Here is a 22,458-nt window from a genome sequence, read left to right as displayed (position 1 = left end):
CTGATGTCCCGCGCTTTGATCATCGTGGACGTGCAGAATGATTTCTGCGAGGGCGGCTCGCTCGCCGTTCCCGGCGGCGCGGCCGTGGCAGGCGCCATCAGCGAGTACCTGGATGCCCACAACAGCGAATACGACTACGTGGTTGCCACCCAGGACTGGCACGTGGACCCCGGCAGCCACTTCTCTGACACCCCTGATTTCAAGGAGAGCTGGCCGCCGCACTGCGTGGCCGGCACCCGCGGAGCCGATCTTCACCCGGATCTTGACACCGAGTACATCGATGCCTACTTCCGGAAAGGCCAGTTCGCCGCCGCCTACTCAGGCTTTGAGGGACTGCTGGCCCCGGAAGACGCCGTTCCCACCGGGGAACGGCAGGCCGGCGGACTGGCCGGCGCCAGGGAGTCGCTGGAGCCCGATGAGGACGCCATCGGCCTCGATGACTGGCTGCAGAGCCACGACGTGGAGGACGTGGTGGTGGTGGGCATCGCCACCGACTACTGTGTGAAGGCCACCGCGCTTGACGCCGTCCAGGCCGGCTACGGCGTCACAGTGGTACGGTCGCTGACCGCCGGCATCGCCGAGGACCTCGAAGACGCGGTGGCCGAACTGGAACTCGGCGGGGCCGACATCGCCTGAGCCGCTACTTGCGGCCCACGAACCAGTCCTGGAGCTTGCGCAGCCGCGACTTCAGCTGCTCCTCGTTGGCCTGCGCCACGGGGGGACCGCCGCAGACCGTGCGCAGCTTGGTGTGCACCACGCCGTGCGGAGTCCCGGTCCGGGCAGCCCAGGCGGCGACGTTCTTGGCCAGTTCATTGCGCAGGTCCATCAGCATCCGGTGGTCAGGAACGGCCGGGGCCTGGCTTTCGGCTGCAGTCGGCGATTTCCGGTTCTTCCGGTTCAGCTGCTCATGCTGGCGCTGGCGCAGCAGCGTCCCCACCTGCTCCGCGTCCAGCAGGCCGGGGATCCCCAGGAAGTCCAGCTCGTCGTCGGACCCCACTTCGCCGCCGGTGCCAAACTCGCCGCCGTCGAACAGGACCCGGTCAAAGGACGCCTGCGAGTCCAGCGCCTCGAACTTGCCCTTGGTCAGGCTGTCGGAGGCCTTTTCCTCGCGGTTGGCCTCCTCCATGAGCGAGTCTTCGGGATTGAACAGCCCGTCCCCGTCCTCCTTCTCCGGCCGGTCCAGGGCGTGGTCGCGTTCCATTTCCATGGAGTTGGCCAGCGCCATCAGCTGCGGCACCGAGGGCAGGAAGACCGACGCCGTCTCTCCCCTTTTACGGGCACGCACGAAGCGGCCCACGGCCTGGGCGAAGAACAGCGGCGTGGAGGTTGAGGTGGCGTAGACGCCGACGGAAAGGCGCGGAACGTCAACGCCTTCTGACACCATGCGCACGGCCACCATCCAGCGCTTCTCGCCGGCGGAGAATTCCTCGATCTTGCTGGAGGCCTTGGCGTCGTCGGACAGGATGACAGTTGGCGACTCCCCGGTGATCCTCTTCAACTGCCCCGCGTAGGCGCGGGCGTCCTCGTGGTCGGTGGCGATGACCAGGCCGCCGGCGTCCGGGACGGTGCGCCGGACCTCGCTGAGCCTTTTGTCCGCCCCGGCCAGGACCGCTGGAATCCACTCCCCTGCCGGGTTCAGCGCCGTCCGCCAGGCGTGGCTGGTGATGTCCTTGGTCACCGCTGCCTCACCGAGGGACGCCGCCATTTCCTCGCCCGCGCTGGTCCGCCAGCGCATCTGGCCGGAGTAGGCCATGAACATCACGGGCCGGACCACATGGTCGCGGAGGGCGTTGCCGTAGCCGTAGGTGTAGTCCGCCTTGGAGCGGCGGATGCCGTCCCGGTCCTCGGCGTATTCGACGAACGGGATGGGCGAGGTGTCGGACCGGAACGGGGTACCGGTCAGGGACAGCCGGCGCACGGCGGGATCGAACGCCTCGCGCAGGCCGTCGCCCCAGGACAGGGCTTCGCCGCCGTGGTGGATTTCGTCCAGGATCACCAGGGTCCGGGCCGCTTCAGTCTTGGCCCGGTGCAGCAGCGGCTTGCTGGCCACCTGGGCATAAGTGACGGCGACGCCGATGAAGCCGCGGCCGTGCTGGCCGTCGGAGTTCTTGAAGTTGGGGTCGATGGCGATCCCCACTTTGGCGGCAGCATCCGCCCACTGGCGCTTCAGGTGGTCAGTGGGCGCCACGATGGTCACCCGGTTCACGGCACCGGAGTCGATGAGCGTGGAGGCGATCCGCAGCGCGAAGGTGGTTTTACCGGCACCCGGGGTTGCCACCGCAAGGAAGTCCCGCGGACTGTTCTTCAGATAGAGGTCCAGGGCTTCCTGCTGCCAGGCACGGAGTTTCGGGGCGGTTCCCCAGGCTGCGCGTTCCGGATAGGCCGGAGGCAGGGTGGGGCCGCCAAAGAGCGTCTCCGTCACTACTTGTTGCTGCCCGAGTCCCCTCCGGGACCCTTGCCGCCGTCATTGCCCGGCCGGAGGCCTTCGTAGACCTCCTTGCACATGGGGCAGACCGGGAACTTCTGCGGGTCCCGGCCCGGCGTCCAGACCTTGCCGCAGAGGGCGATGACGGGCTCCCCGGTCAGCGCGGACTCCATGATCTTTTCCTTCCGCACATAGTGCGAAAAGCGCTCCCGGTCCCCGGGTTCCACTTCCTGGCGCAGTTCCTCGCGCTCAATGGTGGCCGTGGACGATCCAGCCCCGGAAAGCTCGCGCATCGGGTCGTTGTCGAGAGGGTCCGTCATGCTAGTCATGGCATTCATCTTAGCCGTTCCAGGGTCCGGGCGTTCGACGGCGGCACGCCCGTGGCAGGGTCCGGCACCGGCCGCCGTCGTACTTTTTCATGGCCGGCGGCAGCGCCTGCAAGGCATCTAAAGCCCCTGCCAGGCAGGCTTGTTCTCATAGGTGTGGCGGTAGAAATCCGCCAATTTCAGGGCGGAAGCGGCGGCCTCGTCCAGCAGGACGGTGGCGTGCGGATGGAACTGCAGCACGGACGCGGGGCAGATGGCTGCCACCGGCCCTTCCACGAAATCGCGGACAGCCTGGGCCTTTTGCGCCCCCGTTGCCAGCAGGATCACGTGCCTGGCCGCCATGATGGTGCCCAGTCCCTGGGTAATGACATGGTGCGGCACCTCCGCGAGGCTGTTGAAGAACCTGGCGTTGTCCCTGCGGGTCTGCTCGATCAGGCTCTTGATCCTGGTCCGGGATGCGAAGGAAGAGCCTGGTTCATTGAAGCCGATATGGCCGTCGGTGCCCACGCCCAGCAGCTGCAGGTCCACACCGCCCGCCGCGGCGATGGCCTGTTCGTACGCGTCGCACGCTGCGGGGATGTCGGTTGCGGTCCCGTCGGGGCCGTGGACGTTCTCCGGCGCGATGTTCACCCGGTTGGTGAATTCACGGCGGACCACCTCGCGGTAGGACTCGGGATGGCCTGCCGGCAGGCCAACGTATTCGTCCAGCGCGAATCCGGAGGCACGGCTGAAGTCCAGGCCCTGTTCGTGCCGGGCGGCCAGTTCGTCGTACACGGGCAGCGGCGAGGACCCCGTGGCCAGGCCTAGGACGCCGGCAGGCTTGCGCCGGAGCAGCTGTTCAATGGCGTCGGCTGCGAGTTTTCCGATCTGCCTGCTGCCGCCCAGGATGACGATTTCCATGGTGTTCCTTCCGGGACCTTGTCAGCGGTTGACGGTTACTTGCGCCAGGAGCTCGGGCCCCCGCGCCTCGATCCACTTGCCGCCCAGGCGGACGCCGGCCAGGAAGAGGGCCAGGCCAACGATTGTTCCTGCGGCCAGGTTGAGCCAGCCGAACAGGACGTTCCCCGTGACAGCCTGGGCAACCAGCAGCGCGGCCTCGGGCAGGACCAGGACCATCAGGACCAGCATCCCCACGAACTGCACAGCAAGGGTCTGGCCCACGTTGCCCGGCGGCTTCTTGAACGGGCTGTCGCCAGGCAGCGGGACCGTTACCGTGTACCGGGCCGAGACCACCGAGGACAGCCCCAGGCCCGTAAAGAGGATTCCCAGGCTGAATCCCAGCTGGCCCGGCAGCGCGGCCCAGTTCTGGGTGAAGGCCGCGTACCCCACGGAGAACACCAGCACCACCGGAAGCGCGAAGGTCAGGCACGCCAAGGCCCTGCCAAGCCGGTCCGCCACCCCGCGGACCCCGGTGGCCAGGTGCAGCGCAAAGGCTGTGTTGTCGTAGGAGACGTCCGCAGAGATGGACCAGGCCAGGATGAAGGCCGACACCGGGGCGAGGAACGCAAGGCTGCCGTAGCTGCCGGTCTGGGCCCCCTGGAAAGCCAGCACCACTGGAAGCAGCGGGATCACCACCAGCGAACCTGAATACCGCGGGTCCCGAAGCCAGTAGGTGAGCGACCTGGCCATCACGGCGCCGGCGGGGGTGGCCGGCAGCACGCCCAACAGACCCAGGCGGCCGCCCCTGCGCTTTCCGGCACCGGCAAATGGCGGGGTTACCAGCGCGCGCTCGAGCAGCAGCTTCCAGCACCAGGCCAGGGCGCCGAGGACCGCCACGGACACCAGCAGCTTCACAGCGGCCTGCCCGGGCCGGCCGGACGCGATGTCGCCGGCGAGCGCCCACGGTGCTCCGAGCGGGGTCCAGGACAACGTCCGGGCGAACCCGGGCAGGAACCCGGTGGACGCGCTGATGCCGCGGCCAACCCCCGCCACGATGGGTCCCAGCAGGACCAGGGGCACCATGAACGCGATGGCGCTTATGTCCTTGAAGCGCCGGGAAGCAGCAAGGCTTGCCGTTGCGGTGGTGACCACCTTGGCCAGCACGACGCAGGTCATCACGCCCAGGGCTGCGCCCAGGAGGGCTGCGAGCGCGGGAAGCACTCCGCGGGACCAGGTCACCACCGTGGACAGGGCCACGAGCGCGGTGGCCAGGCCCGGGATGCCGATCAACCCGCCCAGGGCCAGGCCGGCGAGCAGCTGCTTCATGGGAACCGCAAAAGTGGTGAAGCGCGCCGGATCAAGGGTCATGTCCGTGGCGGATGCCACCACCGGTATGACGCCCCAGCCAAGCACAGCGGCGGAGCCACCGAGGACAACTGCTGTGTGTGCGGTCTCGGGGCCTGCGTTGCGCAGCAGGACCAGGGCGATGATCAGTGTTGCCACGACCCCGAGGGCATAGAGCCCCGCGATGGCCATGCCCACCAGTTGCCAGGGGCTGCGGCGCAGCCCGTTGCGCAGCAGCGTGAGCTTGAGCCTCAGAAGGTTCGCAACCATTCCAGCCCTTCCGTGTGGCTGTGGCCGCCGACCAGTTGCACGAACCGGTCTTCAAGGGAGGCGCCGGCGCGGACCTCGTCCACGGTCCCCGCTGCCAGCAGCCGGCCACGGGCCACCACGGCAACGTGGTCGCACATGCGCTGCACCAGATCCATCACATGGCTGGACACGATGACGGTCCCGCCGGAGGCCACATACCGGTCCAGGATGGAGCGGATGTTCGCGGCTGATACCGGGTCGACCGCTTCGAAGGGCTCATCCAGGACCAGGAGCCGCGGGGCGTGGATCAGGGCGGAGGCCAGCGCGATTTTCTTGGTCATGCCGGCCGAATAGTCCACCACCAGCGTGCCGGCGTCCTGCGTCAGGTCCATGGCCGCCTGCAGCTCCCCCACCCGGGCGGCCACTACGGCTTTGTCCATGCCGCGCAGCAGCCCGGCGTACGTGATCAGCTGCTCCCCGGTGAGCCGGTCGAAGAGCCGGACGCCGTCAGGCAGGATTCCCATCAGCCGCTTGGCTTCCAGCGGGTGCTGCCAGACATCAACCCCATGCACCACCGCCGTGCCGAAGTCGGGGCGCAGGAGGCCGGTGGCCATGGAGAGTGTGGTGGTCTTGCCCGCACCGTTGGGGCCCACGATCCCGAAAAAGGAACCCGCGGGAACTTCCAGGCTGATGCCGTCCACCGCGATCTTCCCGCCGAACCGCTTGGCCAGCCCGCGGATGGAAAGGGCCGCCACGGGCCCGGTATTCGACGCCTGGTCAGGTATCGGTGCAGTCATGATGCCAGCCTAGCCGCGGACCGGGCCGGGCGGGGGTGGGAGACTAACCTCATGGACATTGCGTTGGGCCTGCTGGTGATCGTTGCTGTGGTCTGCGCCGGCAGCGCCGTGGGCCGCAGGTTCAACATCCCGGTTCCGCTGCTGCTGGTCCTGGCGGGAGTGGCGGGATCGTTCCTGCCGTTCATTCCGCCGGTGGAGCTGAACCCCGAGCTGGTGCTGGTGGGCCTGCTGCCGCCGCTGCTCTATGCGGCGGCGTTCCGCACCTCGCTGTTCGACTTCAAGACCAACCGCCGGTCCATCGGCCTGTTGTCCGTGGGCTACGTCATCTTCGGCACCCTGGGAGTCGGGTTGGTGGTGTGGTGGCTGTTCCCGGAAATCCCGCTGGCGGCTGCCATTGCCCTTGGCGCAGTGGTGGCGCCTCCGGACGCTGTGGCCGCTACGGCCATTGCGCGGAAGGTGGGAATGCCGCGCCGGATCGTGAACATCCTGGAAGGCGAATCACTGGTCAATGACGCCACGGCGCTGGTGTGCCTGCGCGCAGCCCTGGCGGCCATCGCCGGGTCCGTCTCAGTACTGGACGTGGCCGGCGGCTTTGTGGTGGCGGCCGGCGGGGGCCTCGCGGTGGGCCTCGCCGCCGCTTACCTCCTCACCGAAATCAGGAAACGGATCAGCAACGTTGCCATCAACACCTCAACATCGCTGATGGCACCGTTCGTTGCATTCCTTCCCGCCGAGGCGATCCACGCGTCCGGCGTGCTCGCCGTCGTCGTGACCGGCCTGGTGATGGGCACCAAGGCGCCCTCAATGCCCAACGGTGCCGCGCGGCAAAGCGCCCGGAGCAACTGGGACACCGTCCAGTTCCTGCTGGAGGACGCCGTGTTCCTGCTGATCGGCCTGCAGGTGCGCAGCATCATTGACAGCGTCCAGGACGATTCGCTGGGCGCCGGCCGGGTGTGGCTCGGGTGCGCCGTGATCCTGCTGGCGGTGCTGGTGCTGCGCCCCGTTTGGGTTTTTCCGGCCACCTACCTGCCCCGCCTGGTTCCTTCCGTGCAGCGGGCAGACCCCGCGCCGCCCTGGCAGTTTCCCGCCATTGTGTCCTGGGCGGGCATGCGCGGAGTGGTCACCCTTGCCGCCGTCCTGACGCTGCCGGATGACCTGGAGCACCGCAACGTGCTGGTCCTGGCCGCCATGGTGGTGGTGGCCGGCACCCTGGTGCTGCAGGGATTCACGCTGCCGGCCCTGGTCCGGGCCCTGGGGCTGCCGGGGCCGGACAAGCGGGAGGACGCGCTGAACCAGGCCTCACTGATGCAGCTGGCAACCGCCGCGGGGATGGACCGGCTGGAGCAGCTGCGGCGCGAGAGCGACCCGCCGGAGGTTATGGACATGCTGCGGCGGCGCACGCAGGAGCGGGGACTTGCGGCCTGGGAACGCCTGGGCAGGTCCGCGGCAGAGGCGGCCACCCCCAGCCAGCGGTACGCGCAGCTGCGGATGGCCATGCTGGAGGCCGAACGTGACAAGGTGCTGGAGCTCCGGCGCGGCGGGGACTTTGCCCATGAAGTCCTCAGCGAGGTCCTGGAACGGCTCGATGTGGAGGAGTCCATGCTGGACGCTTCCCTCCACGAACTGGGCGCTGCCGCTGAAGGCGCCGGCGAAGGGCTGTCCCAGCCCGGCGGCGTCTGCGACCACCTGACGGCAACCATGCCGTCGCCCGCCCCCGCCAACCCGTCCTGTGCTGGGTGTAAGCGGGAAGGGACCACACCGGTGCACCTGCGCATGTGCCTCGGGTGCGGAAACGTTGGCTGCTGCGACTCCTCCGCGGGCCGGCACGCCAGCCGCCACTTCAAGGAGACCGGCCATCCGGTCATGCGCAGCATCGAACCCGGCGAAGAGTGGCGCTGGTGCTACGTGGACGACCTTCTGGGCTGACGGCACCACACTGTTTACCCGCCGTCGCCTTGAGGGACCCTCCGGATCCTGATCGGCCCCTTCGCCGTGGCGGCATCAACCACCATCCCGCGTTGGGTGATGTGGACCAGCCCGGCATCGACCAGGCGCCGCGCGGCGTCGCGTGCTGGATCCATGAGCCCGCGCCAGTCATCTCCGCCCACCGCCCTGGCGGCATCGGAAGGGCAGATGGTGGAGGTGGGCGCCCGGGATGCCAGAAGTTCCAGGATCTTCGCTTCCAGTTGCCGGTCAACCGTGGTCTCAGGGCCATTCCCGCCAGGATGCGCCATGCCGGACGCCGCGGTCAGAAGGCCCGGCGCGGGATGGCCCGCTCGTACTGGGGCGGCCAGGCCATGTCATAGCCCAGGTCGAATGCGGCGCGGAGCCACCAGTGGGGGTCCCGCAGGGCCGCCCGGGCAATGAAGACGCCGTCTGCCTGCCCGGTGGCGATGGCGTGCTCCGCCTGACCGGGGGTGGTCACCAGGCCCACGGTGCCGGTGGCGATTCCTGCCTCCCCGCGGATGGCCGCCGAGAATCCGGTCTGATAGCCCAGGCCCGGCTTGATCTGCTGGTTGGCCACTGCCCCGCCGCTGGAGACATCCACCAGGTCCACGCCGTGCGCGGCAGCCTCCCGTGCCAGGCGGACCGACGCTGCCTGGTCCACGCCGCCAGGTGCCCAGTCCGTGGCCGAGATCCGGAGCAACAGGGGCATGGAATCGGGAATCACGGCTCGGACCGCGTCAACCACGGCCAGCATGAGCCGGTTCCGTCCGGCTTCGTCGCCGCCCCAGTCATCGCTGCGCTGGTTGATCAGCGGGCTCTGGAACTGGTGCAGGAGGTAGCCGTGCGCCCCGTGGATCTCCATGGTGTCAAAGCCCGCGTCCACGGCGCGGACAGCGGCAGCGGCGAAATCCGCAATGACGCCGTGGATCTGTTCCTCGGTCATGGCGGCAGGCGCCGCATAGCCTTCAAAGGCGGAGGTGGACGGGCCCACGGTGTCCCAGCCGCCGTCGGACGCCGGAACGCTGCCATGCTTGCCGGAAAACGGCCAGTACGTGGACGCTTTGCGCCCGGCGTGGGCCAGCTGCACGCCGATCTTCGTTCCGGCAACACCGTGCCGGTGGACAAAGGAAATGATCCGCTGCCAGGCCGCCGCCTGGTCGTCGTTGTAGATTCCGGCGTCGCGGGGACTGATCCGGCCGGCGGCGTTCACTGCCGCGGCCTCTGTGAGGATCATTGCCGCGCCGCCCGTGGCAAACCCGCCCAGGTGCACCAGGTGCCAATCGTTGGGCACTCCGGGGGCGTCGTCGGGATCGCAGCTGTACTGGCACATGGGCGACACCCAGCCGCGGTGCTCCAGCTCCATGGACCGCAGCGTCAGCGGCTGGAACAGGGCCGGCACTAGAAGAGCACCCGGGCAAGCGCCTGCCGAGCCTTTGCCACCCGCTCATCACCGGCGCCCACCACGTCGAACAGCTCCAGCAGCCGCACCCGTGCGGTCTCCCGCTCCGGGCCGAAGTTCCTGCCGATGAATGCCACCAGCCGGTTCAGCGCATCCTCGACGTGCCCGCCGGCCACGTCCAGGTCCGCCACCCCAAGCTGCGCCGCCAGGTTGTCCGGCTCATCGGCGGCCTGCGCGCGCAGGGCCTCGCTGTCCTGGGCCGACAAGGACTGCAGCCGGTCCATCAGCTCCACCTGCGCCAGCCCGGCCTTGGCCTCGTGGTCCGACGGCATCTCCTTCAGCGCCTGGCGGTAGGCCTCGGCGGCCGCGGCGTAGTCGCCGGCCTCAATGGCGTCGAAGGCGGCCTGGTGCAGCGGCGGCAGCGGCGCGGGCTCCGGCTCTCCGCCCGCTCCGCCGTCGAGGCTCCCGGTGACCCCGTTCGCCGCAGCCACCTTGAGGAGTTCGTCGAAGAGGCTGCGCACCTGCTGTTCCTCGGCCCCGCCCTGGAACAGCGGCACCGGCTGCCCCTTGAGGACGGCGACGGCGGTGGGGACGGCCTGCACCTGGAAGGCCTGGGCAAGCTGCGGGAAGGCTTCGATGTCCGCGGCGCCAAGGACCAGGCGGCCGCCGTAGCCGGCAACCACGCGCTCAAGGGTCTCGACCATCCTGCCGGACTCGGGCGAGTAGGGGGCCCACAGGGCAAACACCACCGGGACCTGGGCGGACAGTTCCACCAGCTGCTGGAAGTTGGCCTCGGTGACGTTGACCGTGAGCTCGGTTCCACCGGCGGGTGCCCCGGGCTGCGGGGCCTGCGGCGTTACTGCGGCAGGGGCGGAGGGGGCGGAGGGGGCGGAAGTACCGGAGGGTGATGCGGGGCGCTTCAGCGAGGAAAGGTCGACGGCGCCGCGCAGGTTAAGCGGGTTGGCAGCGGCAGGAGGGACTGGGCGGGAAGCTGGCGAACTCATGTTTCCCACTCTAGCCACTCCGGCCGCTGCCGGTGGTAATACAGCCAGGGGCCTACTTGAAGGAGGCTCCGACCAGGCCGCGGGTGGCGGCGACGAGCTTCATCGGGTCCGTGGATCCTGCCGGCGGAACGTAGACCGCCATGGATTCTGCGAAGCTCAGGACCATGCCGGTGGTGGTCTCCTTGCCGCCGGCCAGTGCTGCCGCGTCGTCGCCGATGCTCAGTTTGTCACCGGCCGCCTTGGGGGTGCCTTCGAAGCCGAAGTTGATCCGGCCCAGGACCAGGGCCCCGCCGTCGGAGGTGCGGAACACCACGGTGCTTTCGGGGACCACCTTGTGCGTGAAGGAGAAGTTCCCGTTCTCGCCCGCCTTGACCACCTCGGCCTGGTAGGACAGGGTATCGGCGATGTACGGGGAGGACTGGCCCTCGACCAGCTTGTCCTTGAAGGGCGAGTCCGCTGAGGTGAGTCTGTCAGCCAGGCCGGACATTGCTTCCTCGCCGCTGTAGAGCAGTCCGGTCTTGTCCGATGCGGCGAGCGTCTCGGTACCGCCCCGGCTGATGTTCGGGAAGGTGGTGCCCGGCTGAAGCGGGGTGGTTTCCATCAGCTTGTAGTTTTCACGCGGTGACTGCTGGACGAGGGTCAGGATCTGCGGAACCACGTTCCCTTCGCCCTGGGTCACGGCCAGCACCGAGCGCGGCCAGTCGCGGCCGCTGGTGACCACCGTGGTCAGCAGCTTGGTGGAGCGCACGGGCATGCGCGGCTCGTAGGAGCCCACCTGGGAGCGGATCTTGTAGTTCTGGGTACGGATTTCCAGTTCGGGTCCGCCCACGCGGTCCGACAGCTTGGCGGCATCCTTTGCTGCGTCGCCGGCGTCGGTGGCGCTGGAGACCTGTTCGAGGATCCGGCGGACCTGGGCGTCCAGCAGGACCGGCGATCCCGCTGCTTCCTTGGCTGCCGTGGCGCCCCCGGACGGCTGCGGGCTGGGAGTGGCGGCCTGGGCTGCGGTGCCCGATCCGGCGAGCAGGGCTGCAACCACACCGGCCGCCACCATGGTGGCCTTGGAAGAGGAGGACGACGACGGGGCCTGGCCCTGCGGAGCGGCGTTACGTTCACGGGCACGGCGGGCATAGCTGCTGTCGCCGCCTTCGCCGTCCTTCCGGCGGGCCGAGAGCAGTGCCAGGACGATTCCGCCCAGGATCAGCAGGCCGCCCAGGACCATCAGCGGAACGGCCCAGGGGGTGGAGGTGTCATTGGGGAAGGTCATGGAGACAGAGGCGGGGGCCGGCTTGGTGCCGTCGGAGGCGAGCAGCAGGCTCCAGTCACCGTCGGCAGGCGGGGTCCAGGTGTAGTCGAGCCCACCGCCTGCGTTCTCGGTGGAAACCCAGAGATCCGAACCGGCCGGGTTGGGTGCTGTGCCTTCGCCGTCGGCGTGCTCAACCACGAGGGATTTTTCATCCCCGGATACGCCCGTGATGGTGTTGTGCGCCGTCTGGCCCACCCAGGCTTTGATGTCATCAGGCCGTCCGGTGGCCAGCATGAAGTTTCCGTCGCCCTGGACGGTGATCTTGACCGGTCCGTCGTGGAGGGTGCGCAGCTTCTGATCAATGACGGTCAGGGGCGCGGCAGCGGAATCGGCCGGCACGGACGCGGTGAACGTCTCGGATGGAGCCCAGATGGTTCTCTGGCCGATGCCGGCCAAAAGTGTCAGGAGGCCGAGCAGCACAAGTGCGGCTGCAGTCTTTAAACGCAAGGGAAACACCTATCATCAGCGGGGGTTTGCCTCCAATAGTAACCTTTTTGTTACCGCTGGCCCCTTTTGGCCAGGCCCGCCCCTTCCGTTGGCGGACTCAAGGTGGCGGCTTCAGCTCGCGGTGACAAGCCTGCTGATAGTGTTTGCGATGATCATCACACCCGCCCGCAAACGCGGAGCCAAGCACGGAACAGGCCCCCAAAACCAGTGACAGACAAGACGGACCCGTCCTCGGCTGCAGCCGGAAAATCCGGGGATTCCAGGGGCCCTGTCCCTGCGCCGGTGCCTCCCCTCGGCATGGCAGCAGCCGCGCACCGCAGGGGTCACGCCACCGCCGCCCTTGGCCAGGTGGTCCGCAGGCTCCGCCAGCCCCTGCCAGGGGCACAGCCCAGGCTCCGCTTCGAAATGCCCCCCGAATACACCGGACAGGTGCCGGACGCGGAACAGGGCGGCGACGAGGAACCCCAGTTCGGCCACCCCGGGCCACGCATGTCCCCCCAACATCCGCTGTACATGGGCTTCATGGGGACCGTGGGCGTGGGACTGGCGCTGCTGGTCTACTGGATCGGGTCCCACACCACGCAATTGCTGCTGTGGATCGTCGCGGCGCTGTTCATCGCCCTGGGGCTTGAACCCGTGGTGGGCTGGCTCGAGAACCGCAGGATCCCCCGGCCGGCCGGCATCCTGGTCTCCGTGGCTGTCCTGATGGGCGCCGTCGTCGGATTCTTCGCCACGCTGATCCCCACCATTGTTGAACAGGTATCGGAGATCGTGCGGCAGGCACCGGACTGGGTGCGCAACTTCATGGACTCCGACTTCTTCCGCAGCCTCGATGACCAGTTCGGCGTGCGCGACCGCATTACCGAGGAACTGGACAAGTTCGTCAACGATCCCGCCGCCATGGGCGGGATTTTCGGCGGCGTGGTGGGATTCGGTTCCACTGTGGCCAACGGGCTGTTCGGCACCCTGATCGTCCTGGTGCTGAGCCTGTACTTCCTGGCAGCGCTGCCAGCGATGAAGAAGTGGGGCTACCGGCTGGCACCGCGCTCCCGCCGGAAACGGGTGGCCGCCCTCTCGGAGGAAATCACCCGGTCGGTGGGAAACTACGTGATCGGCCAGGCCTGCGTGGCCCTTCTCAATGCCACGTTCGCCTTCGTGGTGATGTCCATTGTGGGCATTCCGTTTGCCCTGCTCCTGGCGTTCGTGGTGGTCCTGCTCGCATTCATCCCGCTGGTTGGCGGCATGATTGCAGGCATCGTGGTGGTCCTCGTGTCCCTCACGGAGGGCTGGCAGGTGGCGGCCATCTATGCGGTCTGCTACTTTGCCTACCTGCAGTTCGAGGCCTACTTCATCTCACCGCGCATCATGCAGAAGGCAGTTGCCGTGCCCGGCGCGGTGGCGGTGATCTCCGTTATTGCCGGCGGCAGCCTGCTGGGCGTGCTCGGTGCCCTGATCGCCATTCCCACCGCCGCCGCCGTGCTGCTGCTCCTCCGGGAGATCTACATCGTCCGGCAGGACCAGCACTAAGCTCCGGCAGTGGCCGCCGGGCCCTCCCATTCCTGCGGCAGCGGGGCTGCGCCGGGGTCGGGGCTGACCAGCGCCACGATGTCGTTCAGGACCCGCCCTGCGTACTTCTCCCCCACCCACAGATGCTTGGCTCCGGCCACGCCCACCACGCGCGCCTGCGGCACCAGCCTGAACCGTTCGGCTGCCTCGGCAGGCTGGAGGAAGTCGTCATGTTCCGGCACCAGGACGGTCAGGGGCTTGCCCGATTCCGCCCACAGCTGCAGGTGCTTGTCCGTGGCCCGGTGCAGCGGCGGCGACAACAGCACCGCGCCCTCGATCTCCCCGGCCACCGGCTCCAGGGCACCGTACATCAGCGCCAGTTCTGTCCCGAATGACCAGCCGACCAGCCAGCGATTGGGAAGTCCCCGTTCAACGGCGAACCGCACGGCCGCCTCCACGTCATGCTGCTCCCCGATCCCTTCCTCGAACGCCCCGCTGCTTGTGCCGCGTGCGGAGGCGGTACCCCGCGTGTTGAACCGCAGCACCGCGATTCCCGCCAGCGCCGGCAACCGGTAGGAGGCCTTGCGGTAGACGTGGGAATCCATGAAGCCGCCGTGCGTCGGCAGCGGATGGAGCGTGATCAGCGTGGCCTTGACCGGACCCGATTCCGGCAGCGCCAGTTCGCCCACCAGCCTGTGGCCGTCCGCCGTCTGCAACTCGATGTTCTCGCGCCGGGCAGGCAGGACGGTGGAGGCGCGGATGGGGACAGGTCCCCGGGCCTGGGTGAATTGGTACGACGCCGGATCAAAAGTCATGCCTGCCAGCTTAGCGACAGTGGGCGCGTGGCTGCGTCACAGCAGGGGCTGCGGGGGGTGGCTGCCGGCGGCGGGGGGTGGTCAGCGGTACCGGTAGCTGCGCGTCATCCAGCAGTTGGTGTGCCAGTGCCGGCGCTCGGCCAGGCCGGCCGCCGCACCAAAGAGGTGGTCATCCTTCCAGACCACCAGATGTGCAACGCCGGGCAGCACGGCCGTGGAGCATTCCGGGCAGATGTAGGTCTTCTCCGCGTTCCTGGCGGTCATGGTCCGGACCATCCATTCACCGTCAGGGGCACTTTCCCGGCGGGCAATCCCCGCCCGCGCGCGTTCCAGGTCCAGCTCGGGGACGTCGCCGCTCCTTTTCCCTCCTGTGCCCCTGCCGGATGCGGAACCCTTGCCGGAAACGGGACGGCGGGGACGGTTGGAACGCGGCATGTATCCATTCTGCCCCAGCCCACTCACCCGTCCCGCTCCATGCCGCCCCTTCCGGCGCACCGGCCTCCCGCCGTCGGGCATGGCCTGCCGGGCCCACGCGGTAGTCTGTACGGCGTGCGACTTGTCATAGCCCATTGCTCCGTTGATTATGTTGGCCGGCTCAAAGCCCATCTCCCCCTCGCCACCCGGCTCCTGCTGGTCAAGGCGGACGGCTCCGTGCTGGTGCATTCCGACGGCGGTTCCTACAAGCCGCTGAACTGGATGAGCCCGCCTGCCACCCTGCGGGTCTCGTCCCCCGACGATGTGGACCTCGAACTTGGCGTGGTGGAGCAGTGGACCGTGCAGTCGGCCAAGACCGATGACCGGCTCATCATCAACATCCACGAGAAGATCACCGAGTCCTCCCATGACCTGGGCGTGGACCCCGGGCTGATCAAGGACGGAGTGGAAGCGGACCTGCAGCGGCTGCTCGCTGAACAGATCGAGACGCTCGGCCAGGGCTACTCGCTCATCAGGCGCGAGTACTTCACCGCCATTGGCCCCGTTGACATCCTGGCGCGGGACGCTGACGGTGCCACCGTGGCCATCGAGCTCAAGCGCCGGGGAGACATCGACGGTGTGGAGCAGCTGACCCGGTACCTGGAACTGCTCAACCGCGACCCCCTGCTGGCACCGGTCCGCGGAATCTTCGCGGCCCAGCAGATCAAGCCGCAGGCCAAGGTGCTGGCCAATGACCGCGGGATCGATTGCGTGACGCTGGATTACGACGCCATGCGCGGCGTTGACGACAGCGAATCCCGCCTCTTCTAGGTTTTCCATTCCTTGCCCAGGCATTTAATTGCCGGGCTTTGTCCGCGCGCTTCTGCGACATCTGTTTTTTACCCAAAATTTGTCCTTTTTGTCCTCCGGGCCGTTGACCTGCGGGAACGGGCATGAAATTCTTATCTCAGTCTTTGTGTAGGTGTTTTTCATGCTCGCAAGACATGTTGCGAGCGCGAAGCTCCTGCAGCGCCGGACCTCCCTTTGGGACAAGGCAATCAGGATTCTTCTCGCGGAGTGACCAAGGTCGGCACGAGGTGTGCCGGTCTTAAAAAGTTCCACAATGAGGAGAAATAAATGGCACAGGGAACCGTCAAGTGGTTCAACGCTGAAAAGGGCTTCGGCTTCATCACCCCGGATGACTCCGATGGCGATGTCTTCGTTCACTACTCCGAAATCCAGACCGGCGGCTTCAAGACCCTCGACGAGAACCAGCGCGTTCAGTTCGAAATCGGCCAGGGTGCCAAGGGCCCCCAGGCCACTGGCGTAACGCTGGTCTAGTACCCGCCCGGCCGCCCACCGCGGCTGTCAGCGAAACAAATGGTCCCCGGCAAAATTTGAACTGGTCCCCGGAAGTTGGACTGGCTAAATAAGAGCTTAAGCCGCGAGGGCCTGGGTCCGGTATTGCACCGGGCTCAGGCCCTTGAGCTTTGTCGAGATTCTTTCGGTGTTGTACCAGCGGATGTATTCGTGCAGTGCCGCTGTCAAGGCGTCGGTGCTGACGTATCGCACGTGATGGAAGAGCTCTTCCTTGAGGTGGCCGAAGAAGTTTTCCATCACGGCGTTGTCGTAGCAGTTGCCCTTGCGTGACATCGACTGGCTCGCGCCGGCTCCCTGTAAGAGTTTTCGCCACAAGACGTGCTGGTACTGGAAGCCCTGGTCCGAATGCACGAGCGGCTGCTGACCTTCCTCAAGGCAGGCAAGGGCCTGGCGCAGCGAATTATTGGTGAGCTCCAGATTCGGAGACGGGCTGATCGAGTAGGAGATGATCTGCCGGTCGAAAAGATCCATGACCGGCGAGAGATAGAGCTTACGGTCGCCGACGCTGAACTCCGTCACATCCGTTACCCACTTCCGGTTCGGGGCATCAGCCTCGAACTCCCTGTTCAACACGTTCGGAGCAACCCGGCCCTGCTCGCCCTGGTAGGAGTTGTAACGCTTCTTCCGCCGGACCTTGCACACCAGGTCCAGGGACCGCATGAGCTTCAGAACGGTCTTTTTCGCGACCGTCCACCCTTGCTTGACCATCTCGGTGTGGACCCGCCGGTGCCCGTACCGGCCATGGTTCTTCTCGAAAATTTCCCTGACAGCGGCCTTGATGGACTCCTGCGGATCAGCGCCCTGGATGCGCGCCTGATGATAGAAGAACGTGGATCTGGCAAGAGCTGCTGCCTGCAGCAGGACCGGAAGCGGGAAGTCAGCCTTGAGAGCGATGAGGGCTTGGACCTTCACCGTCGTTCCTGCGCCCTCAAGGCCCGCAATTTTCCCAGGTAAGCCACTTCCGCCCGCAACCGTTCGTTCTCCCGCCGCAACCGCTCCAGTTCCGATACCTTGGCCGGCTGCGCGGCACCGGGTGCCTTAGGCCTGCCCTTGGGCTTGGACCGCAACGCGTCCGGGCCCTCGCGGCGATACGCACGGGCCCACGTCTTCAGTAGCGTGGGCGAGGACAAACCAGCCTCAGCCGCGAGATCCGGGGCAGTCTCACCGGCGATAAACCGTTCAACCAGCGCGAGCTTGAATTCGAACGAGTACACCTGTTTCGTCGGCTTGGCCACCAGCGCTCCTCGACCATGGATCTTCCACCGCCGATAGAGAACCCTTACCGGCGGGCGGGACACGCCCAGCAACGTCGCTGCCGCACTATCCGCGATGCCCTTCTCAAACCACGCTACAGCGGCCTCACGCTGAATCTCAGACAACGAACTACGTGCATGCATAAAACTGCTCCCCGGAAGTCGGAACTGAAATTCTCAGTCCAACTTCCGGGGAGCAGTTCAATTGCCGGGGACCATTTGTTTATGCCGCAATTGCTGCCACAGAAACACTGCATTTCCGGCAAACCGCCACGACCATTGCCGGCCGTTCCCGCTTGGTGCGCGTCAGGTCACCAGTTTGCGGACCAGACGCGCGCCCTGTGCCAGGGAAAGTCCGGGCAGGTACGCCCGGGTCAGCGCCCTGCCGATGGCCGGCAGGTGCAGCGGGTCCTGGTAGTACAAGTAGAGGGCGCGGTACTCCGGCTTGAACCGGGATTTGAAGGCCGCCAGGGAGCGGAAGCCGTAGACCGGCTCAAGCGCGTGGCCCACCAGATCAAGGATCCTGACCAGATTCTGCGCGCCCTCATCGGGAGCCTCCTGCCCTGCGTCACCGGGCCCACCGATTCCTTCGGTGCCTGTGCCCTCTGCGCCTGTTCCCCGTTCCCGCGGCTCATCAGGCCGGCTGGCCAGCGGCGACCCCGACAGGGAGATCACGTCCACCGAACCCCGCAATTCCAGCACGGCGGAGGCAATCAGGAATTCCATCACTCCCGGAAATCCCTCACTCCCGCGGCGCATGACGTCCAGCGTCCTGCTCACCAGCCGCCCGCCGTCGTACACCGGCAGCCAACTGGTCACGCCATGGACGGCACCGCTGCCGTCCACGGCCAGGCAGCACAGCACTTCCTCGTCGTCGAGCTCGTCCACACCCCCCAGCGTGAAGCCCATCTCCGGAACGGACTTGCCGGCCGCCCATTCCTCGGACACTTCGCTCAGCCGTGACCGGAGCGTTGCGGGCAGCGAATGGTACGAACCCCAGACGGCATGGACCCCCAGCTTCGCGGCGCGGTTGAGGGCGGTCCTGACGTTCTGCCATTCCTTGCCCTTGAACTCAAGCTCGTTCAGAGCCAGCCGGGTCTCCTGGGCGACGGCCACGCGGGAAAAGCCGCGTTCCCTCAGCATGGGCCACATGGTGTCATCACAGGAATACAGCGCCGGTATCAAAGCCTGGCTGCGGCAGTAGTCCAGGAAGCCTTCGGTCACCCGCTGCTCTGCCTTGCGGTCACCGAACGCACCGCCCAGTGTCAGGGCCACGGTCCCGTGCTGCTGGAATGCCATGCCGCCTGCCCCGTCCGGGCTGAACCAGTACGTGTTGGGCTCCCAGAGGGCCATCCAGGATAAGGGGCCCCCGCCCTGGTGGAGCAGTTCCCGGGCACGGCTGCGGTCCTGCCGCCCGAAGTGGAGGCCGTGGTGCCGCCCCACCAGGATCCACCACACCGCAGCCAGGGCCACGAGCCAGAACACCGGACCCGAGTAGGCAAACAGCAGCGCCTCGGCGCTGTCGCGCTCGGGGAAGACCCGGCGGAAATGCTGCGGAATCGGGACCGGGACGTACTGCCGGGCCAGCTCGGCGAAAAGACCCAACAGCCCGCCGTCACGGGACAGCCCGCCGGACCAGAACCAGGCCACGGTGTATGAACTGGCCAGGACAAGCCACGTTCCACAGACCACCGCCGCGAGCGTGCGCCGGGCGCCGGGACGCGTCTGCACGCGGAACTGCCGGCGGTTCAGCCACAGGACCACCGCCAGCAGCAGCGGGACACCCACGAGTGGCAGCACATGGGCGAAGGCGGAGGACAGGGGCGTTGCGTGCGTGCCCTGCAGGCGTGAGGGAACAAGGGCGAACAGGGCAAGGTAGACCGCCGCGAGGGCGGTGACGGCCAGCTGGATGGCCAGCGCAATGTTCAGGGCCAGCCGGCGCCCCCGGCGCATCCCGTCCGCGCAGATCAGCAGCAGGATGACCGGCACCACGGCCAGCGCCAGGCCGAAGGGCCCGGCGAAGCCTGCCCTTCCCGTTTCCAGGCAGGTGGCGTCAACGGTGGCGCCGCAGTTGAAGATCAGTTCGTTCAGCGTGGGCATCGGGCTCAACACGACATCCCGCAGCAGGGCCAGCGGGCCGGTCGGCGCCCGCGTGATTCCGGTCAGGATGGGACCCACCGCAAACACGGCAACAGTCAGGGCCAGGAGGTTCCTGGTTTCCCGGCCGGTGGAACGGTGCCGGTGAAGCCGCCCCTGGTCCCCCTGGATCCACCAGCCGGCAAGGAGGCCAAGGAGGGCACCGATAAGGCCAATAACAGTTTCGGCGTGCCCCACATAGAGGACCAGCAGCAGGGAAATGGACAGCACCACGGTGCGGAGCCGGCGCTGCCACAGCAGGGTGATCCGGGCGCTGGCCGCCAGGCCCGCGGTGAGCACCGGGGCGTAGGGGCCGATGAGCCGGTCATCCACCATCGCGTCCAACCAGCCGTCGTCCACATACCCGGCCAGCTGGGTCACCAGGAGGAACACCGTGACGGCAGCGAACTGCCCGCCAAAGAACAGTCCGACGGCGGCCCGCCGGCCAAGCTTGCGCTCCGCCAGGCCCAGCAGCAGCACGATCATCAGCGATGCTGCAAGGTACGCGAGCGGGTTGGTGGCGAAGAAGAGGCTGGTGAACAGTGTCCACCACTGCCCGCCGCGCAGCCCGGGGCCGCTCACGGAGGCCAGTCCCAGGAGCTGCTCCGGCGGCCCGTCCAGGAAGCTTCCGGTCAGCGCCGCGGCGGCAAGGAAGGTGGCAAGCACGCCCAGGGTGAAGGGCATGGACTTGAGCGTGAGCAGCGCCTGCCGGGCTGCAGGGCGTCCGACGGCGGCCCACATCAGGGCGGCGGTACGCTCCGGGTTCCTGGTGCTCACCACTGCAGCCCCCACTGGGTGCCAAGGAACTGAAGGGCATCCGCGAACCGCTTGGACGAGGTGTCCCAGGAGTGGCCGGTATGCTCCACCTCGTGCGCCTGCACGGTGAAGCCCGCAGCCTCCGCCGCGGCGGCCAGCGTGTGGAGGTTCGCCACGAACTCAGGATCGTTCCGGCCTGCAGTGAGGTACATGCCGCTGGACTCAAACCGTTGGTGTTTCATGATCTCCAGTGGCGTCTGCCTGGTGAATTCGTCAGGGTTTCCGGGGAAGGCTGCGTCGATGGTCTTCTGCCGTTCCTTGGCAATGGCGGGCTCGGCCTCACTGGAAAAGGCCAGCACGTCGGCGTAGATGTCGGGATGCCTGGTTCCCATCTGCACGGCGCAGGTGCCGCCAAAGGAGAACCCGCCTATGGCCCAGTGGCTGTGGTTCGTATCGACCGCCAAAGTGGAACTGATCCACTGCGGAACGTCCCGCGCGAGGTAGGTGTCCGCGTTGGCAATGCGGCTGTCCATGCACATGGTGTTGGCGGACTGGGAGCCATTGGGATCCGGGATGACAACCACCGGGGACACCCCGCCGTGTGCCGCGGCAAAGGAATCCATGTGGCCACGGATCGCTCCCCCAGTAAGCCAGTCCGCAGGCCCTCCCGGCTGGCCTGCCACCAGGACCAGGACCGGCAGTGCAGGGCGGTTCGCGGCGAAGTAGGCCGGCGGGAGGTAGATGTAGGCGTCGCGGGTGTTCATTCCGGACAAGGTCCCGGGGATGGCGGACTTCCGGAGGACGCCCCCGGCCGGCAGCTCCCCCTCCGGCTTCCAGCCCTGGAGCGGTACGCCGTCGGATTGGCCCGGCAGGCGCATGAGCTTCTGTTCGAGGACCGGGATCCGGGCCTGGGCCGTGCCGAGCAAGTCGCTGACGGTCCTGTTCAACCCGAAATACGCGTTGATTTGGACCGCCGAGAGCAGCGCCACCAGCAGCGCTGCGAGGATCCCTCCCCCGCGTCCGCCCCAGCTGCTCCGCGGCAGCCGGAACAGGCCCAGGAAGACAGCAGCTACGCCGGGCACCAGCCACAGCAGCACAGGGTCCGGCAGGTCCTCGGGGAAGGTGGTGAAAATATTGATGAGCGCCCAGTGGACGGTACCCACCAGGGCAAAGGCAGCTGCCGCGGCGGCCAGGACGCGGGACGCCCAGGCAGTGGCCCGGTGTGCCGGCGTCATGGAGGCGCGCCAGGGTGGCACCAGGAGCCAGGCTGCGCCGCCCATTCCCAATACCAGGACAGTTCCATACAATGGACCGTCCGTGAGCCGAATGTCTGAAAGCCAGTCCACGTCGGCTAGCGCCAGGTCCCCACGCCTATCACCGGACCTGCTTCGAGCCAGGATGAAAGACCCGTATAGGCGTCGAACTTCATGGCAAGGTGCAGGTCCTGACCCTCATAGCGCAGTTCAACGATCACTACGTCCGGCTGGACCTTAACGGCCTCAGCCTCCGTGGGTTTTCGGCGGCCCAGCAGTTCCAGTGAACTGCGCTTGAACGTGTACTTGGGACGGACGCTCAGGGAGATGAGCCTGAACCATTCCAGGTCATTGTCCTGATAACGACAAACCCCCATTTGCCAGCTGTTTCCAGCCAGGCGAATGGAGGCGTCCACCGTGCCGAGGGCACGCCGCAGGTTGAAGCGGCGCGCCCCCGAAAGGCACAGTGCAATAATCAGCAATCCGAAGGCGATTGCCAGTGCGATGAACGGAATACCCGGAGCATCCATCAAGGTCGTGCTAGCGGATCCCAGCGGTAGCCGAGCCGCCCATCTGGGCATTGTCGGCAACGATCACCACGCGGTTGTTGTCAACGGAGAAGAACCCGCCGTCCACATCCACCGCAATACGGTCCCCGGACACCGGCTGGATGGCCAGTTCACCCTCGGCCAGGATCGCCAGCAGGGGCGAGTGGCCGGGCAGGATTCCGATTTCACCATCGCTGGTGCGGGCCTTGACCATCTTGGCCGCTCCGGACCACACGAAGTGGTCCGCTGCGACAATCTCAACCTCAAGCTCAGCCAT

At 67.2% G+C, this 22,458-nt stretch carries 22 protein-coding genes; 5 read left to right on the top strand and 17 right to left on the bottom strand.

Translation table 11 applies throughout. The features are described from left to right. Positions 1 to 3 precede the first annotated feature (3 nt). A complete protein-coding gene (locus QFZ60_RS07065; protein WP_307089309.1) occupies positions 4 to 636 on the top strand; it encodes an isochorismatase family protein in 633 nt (210 codons plus the stop codon). 4 nt (positions 637 to 640) lie between these two features. Here QFZ60_RS07065 and QFZ60_RS07060 read toward each other — a convergent pair whose 3' ends face one another. The 5 genes from QFZ60_RS07060 to QFZ60_RS07040 form a co-directional block, all read right to left on the bottom strand. Continuing rightward, positions 641 to 2,422 carry a DEAD/DEAH box helicase gene (locus QFZ60_RS07060; protein WP_307089307.1) on the bottom strand — a complete coding sequence of 594 codons (1,782 nt, stop codon included), beginning with the start codon at positions 2,420 to 2,422 and terminating at the stop codon, positions 641 to 643. After that, a complete protein-coding gene (locus tag QFZ60_RS07055; protein ID WP_142031611.1) occupies positions 2,422 to 2,763 on the bottom strand; it encodes a DUF3039 domain-containing protein in 342 nt (113 codons plus the stop codon). The genes QFZ60_RS07060 and QFZ60_RS07055 overlap by 1 nt, the downstream gene beginning before the upstream one ends. 108 nt (positions 2,764 to 2,871) lie before the next feature. Beyond that, positions 2,872 to 3,651, bottom strand: a complete 780-nt coding sequence (gene nagB, locus QFZ60_RS07050; protein ID WP_307089304.1) for a glucosamine-6-phosphate deaminase — start codon at positions 3,649 to 3,651, stop codon at positions 2,872 to 2,874. A 21-nt stretch (positions 3,652 to 3,672) separates the two neighbouring features. Further along, positions 3,673 to 5,244: a transporter gene (locus QFZ60_RS07045; protein WP_307089302.1), complete on the bottom strand. Its 1,572-nt coding sequence runs from the start codon at positions 5,242 to 5,244 to the stop codon at positions 3,673 to 3,675. Next, a complete protein-coding gene (locus QFZ60_RS07040; protein ID WP_307089300.1) occupies positions 5,226 to 6,020 on the bottom strand; it encodes an ABC transporter ATP-binding protein in 795 nt (264 codons plus the stop codon). The genes QFZ60_RS07045 and QFZ60_RS07040 overlap by 19 nt, the downstream gene beginning before the upstream one ends. A gap of 51 nt (positions 6,021 to 6,071) precedes the next feature. Between QFZ60_RS07040 and QFZ60_RS07035 the strand changes: the two genes are divergently transcribed. Further along, the gene (locus QFZ60_RS07035; RefSeq protein ID WP_307089298.1) at positions 6,072 to 7,946 is read left to right on the top strand and encodes a Na+/H+ antiporter; all 1,875 of its coding nucleotides are present in this window, start codon (positions 6,072 to 6,074) and stop codon (positions 7,944 to 7,946) included. Positions 7,947 to 7,960: 14 nt separating this feature from the next. Here the strand turns inward: QFZ60_RS07035 and QFZ60_RS07030 are convergent, their stop codons facing one another. Genes QFZ60_RS07030 through QFZ60_RS07015 form a run of 4 tightly spaced genes read right to left on the bottom strand, consistent with a single transcriptional unit; the run spans position 7,961 to position 12,093 of the window. Then, entirely contained in the window at positions 7,961 to 8,254 is a 294-nt protein-coding gene (locus tag QFZ60_RS07030) for a DUF3253 domain-containing protein (RefSeq protein ID WP_307089296.1), read from the bottom strand. Positions 8,255 to 8,268: 14 nt separating this feature from the next. Further along, positions 8,269 to 9,366 carry an NADH:flavin oxidoreductase/NADH oxidase gene (locus QFZ60_RS07025; protein ID WP_307089295.1) on the bottom strand — a complete coding sequence of 366 codons (1,098 nt, stop codon included), beginning with the start codon at positions 9,364 to 9,366 and terminating at the stop codon, positions 8,269 to 8,271. Next, positions 9,366 to 10,370, bottom strand: a complete 1,005-nt coding sequence (locus QFZ60_RS07020; RefSeq protein WP_307089292.1) for a tetratricopeptide repeat protein — start codon at positions 10,368 to 10,370, stop codon at positions 9,366 to 9,368. The genes QFZ60_RS07025 and QFZ60_RS07020 overlap by 1 nt, the downstream gene beginning before the upstream one ends. Positions 10,371 to 10,422: 52 nt before the next feature. After that, entirely contained in the window at positions 10,423 to 12,093 is a 1,671-nt protein-coding gene (locus QFZ60_RS07015; RefSeq protein WP_307093240.1) for a hypothetical protein, read from the bottom strand. A 234-nt stretch (positions 12,094 to 12,327) separates the two neighbouring features. Between QFZ60_RS07015 and QFZ60_RS07010 the strand changes: the two genes are divergently transcribed. After that, complete coding sequence (locus tag QFZ60_RS07010) at positions 12,328 to 13,647, top strand: AI-2E family transporter (protein ID WP_373427665.1); 1,320 nt, start codon at positions 12,328 to 12,330, stop codon at positions 13,645 to 13,647. Here the strand turns inward: QFZ60_RS07010 and QFZ60_RS07005 are convergent. Both QFZ60_RS07005 and QFZ60_RS07000 read right to left on the bottom strand, forming a co-directional pair. Continuing rightward, entirely contained in the window at positions 13,644 to 14,441 is a 798-nt protein-coding gene (locus QFZ60_RS07005; RefSeq protein WP_307089290.1) for an alpha/beta hydrolase, read from the bottom strand. The two genes, QFZ60_RS07010 and QFZ60_RS07005, sit on opposite strands and share 4 nt — an antisense overlap. Positions 14,442 to 14,522: 81 nt before the next feature. Then, on the bottom strand, positions 14,523 to 14,876 hold the full coding sequence (locus tag QFZ60_RS07000; protein WP_307089287.1) for an ATP/GTP-binding protein: 354 nt from the start codon (positions 14,874 to 14,876) through the stop codon (positions 14,523 to 14,525). A gap of 114 nt (positions 14,877 to 14,990) precedes the next feature. Between QFZ60_RS07000 and nucS the strand changes: the two genes are divergently transcribed. Beyond that, positions 14,991 to 15,686 carry an endonuclease NucS gene (gene nucS / locus QFZ60_RS06995; protein WP_142031621.1) on the top strand — a complete coding sequence of 232 codons (696 nt, stop codon included), beginning with the start codon at positions 14,991 to 14,993 and terminating at the stop codon, positions 15,684 to 15,686. A gap of 306 nt (positions 15,687 to 15,992) precedes the next feature. After that, on the top strand, positions 15,993 to 16,196 hold the full coding sequence (locus QFZ60_RS06990; RefSeq protein WP_011692441.1) for a cold-shock protein: 204 nt from the start codon (positions 15,993 to 15,995) through the stop codon (positions 16,194 to 16,196). 96 nt (positions 16,197 to 16,292) lie between these two features. Here QFZ60_RS06990 and QFZ60_RS06985 read toward each other — a convergent pair whose 3' ends face one another. From QFZ60_RS06985 to QFZ60_RS06960, 6 genes are all read right to left on the bottom strand, one after another. Further along, positions 16,293 to 17,147: an IS3 family transposase gene (locus QFZ60_RS06985; RefSeq protein ID WP_307089285.1), complete on the bottom strand. Its 855-nt coding sequence runs from the start codon at positions 17,145 to 17,147 to the stop codon at positions 16,293 to 16,295. Continuing rightward, the gene (locus QFZ60_RS06980; RefSeq protein WP_307089283.1) at positions 17,144 to 17,470 is read right to left on the bottom strand and encodes a helix-turn-helix domain-containing protein; all 327 of its coding nucleotides are present in this window, start codon (positions 17,468 to 17,470) and stop codon (positions 17,144 to 17,146) included. The genes QFZ60_RS06985 and QFZ60_RS06980 overlap by 4 nt, the downstream gene beginning before the upstream one ends. 324 nt (positions 17,471 to 17,794) lie before the next feature. Further along, positions 17,795 to 20,365, bottom strand: coding sequence for a bifunctional lysylphosphatidylglycerol flippase/synthetase MprF (locus QFZ60_RS06975; RefSeq protein WP_307093238.1), 2,571 nt, complete (start codon positions 20,363 to 20,365; stop codon positions 17,795 to 17,797). A gap of 32 nt (positions 20,366 to 20,397) precedes the next feature. Continuing rightward, a complete protein-coding gene (locus QFZ60_RS06970; protein WP_307089281.1) occupies positions 20,398 to 21,726 on the bottom strand; it encodes an esterase family protein in 1,329 nt (442 codons plus the stop codon). A gap of 5 nt (positions 21,727 to 21,731) precedes the next feature. After that, positions 21,732 to 22,163: a DUF2550 domain-containing protein gene (locus QFZ60_RS06965; RefSeq protein WP_307089279.1), complete on the bottom strand. Its 432-nt coding sequence runs from the start codon at positions 22,161 to 22,163 to the stop codon at positions 21,732 to 21,734. A gap of 10 nt (positions 22,164 to 22,173) precedes the next feature. Next, positions 22,174 to 22,458 carry a F0F1 ATP synthase subunit epsilon gene (locus tag QFZ60_RS06960; protein WP_056335099.1) on the bottom strand — a complete coding sequence of 95 codons (285 nt, stop codon included), beginning with the start codon at positions 22,456 to 22,458 and terminating at the stop codon, positions 22,174 to 22,176.

The sequence above is a fragment of the Arthrobacter sp. B2I5 genome (assembly GCF_030816735.1).
Lineage (GTDB): Bacteria > Actinomycetota > Actinomycetes > Actinomycetales > Micrococcaceae > Arthrobacter.
Note: the sequence above shows the minus strand (reverse complement) of the source record. Positions and strands in the feature narration are given on the sequence as shown.

Coding starts and splice junctions, on each gene's coding strand:
- QFZ60_RS07065 (WP_307089309.1), top strand. CDS start 4: ATGTCCCGCGCTTTGATCATCGTGGACGTGCAGAATGATTTCTGCGAG.
- QFZ60_RS07035 (WP_307089298.1), top strand. CDS start 6,072: ATGGACATTGCGTTGGGCCTGCTGGTGATCGTTGCTGTGGTCTGCGCC.
- QFZ60_RS07005 (WP_307089290.1), bottom strand. CDS start 14,441: ATGACTTTTGATCCGGCGTCGTACCAATTCACCCAGGCCCGGGGACCT.
- QFZ60_RS06975 (WP_307093238.1), bottom strand. CDS start 20,365: ATGTGGGCCGCCGTCGGACGCCCTGCAGCCCGGCAGGCGCTGCTCACG.
- QFZ60_RS07020 (WP_307089292.1), bottom strand. CDS start 10,370: ATGAGTTCGCCAGCTTCCCGCCCAGTCCCTCCTGCCGCTGCCAACCCG.
- nagB (WP_307089304.1), bottom strand. CDS start 3,651: ATGGAAATCGTCATCCTGGGCGGCAGCAGGCAGATCGGAAAACTCGCA.
- QFZ60_RS07000 (WP_307089287.1), bottom strand. CDS start 14,876: ATGCCGCGTTCCAACCGTCCCCGCCGTCCCGTTTCCGGCAAGGGTTCC.
- QFZ60_RS06965 (WP_307089279.1), bottom strand. CDS start 22,163: ATGGATGCTCCGGGTATTCCGTTCATCGCACTGGCAATCGCCTTCGGA.
- QFZ60_RS06960 (WP_056335099.1), bottom strand. CDS start 22,458: ATGGCTGAGCTTGAGGTTGAGATTGTCGCAGCGGACCACTTCGTGTGG.
- QFZ60_RS07045 (WP_307089302.1), bottom strand. CDS start 5,244: ATGGTTGCGAACCTTCTGAGGCTCAAGCTCACGCTGCTGCGCAACGGG.
- QFZ60_RS07030 (WP_307089296.1), bottom strand. CDS start 8,254: ATGGCGCATCCTGGCGGGAATGGCCCTGAGACCACGGTTGACCGGCAA.
- QFZ60_RS07055 (WP_142031611.1), bottom strand. CDS start 2,763: ATGAATGCCATGACTAGCATGACGGACCCTCTCGACAACGACCCGATG.
- QFZ60_RS07040 (WP_307089300.1), bottom strand. CDS start 6,020: ATGACTGCACCGATACCTGACCAGGCGTCGAATACCGGGCCCGTGGCG.
- QFZ60_RS06990 (WP_011692441.1), top strand. CDS start 15,993: ATGGCACAGGGAACCGTCAAGTGGTTCAACGCTGAAAAGGGCTTCGGC.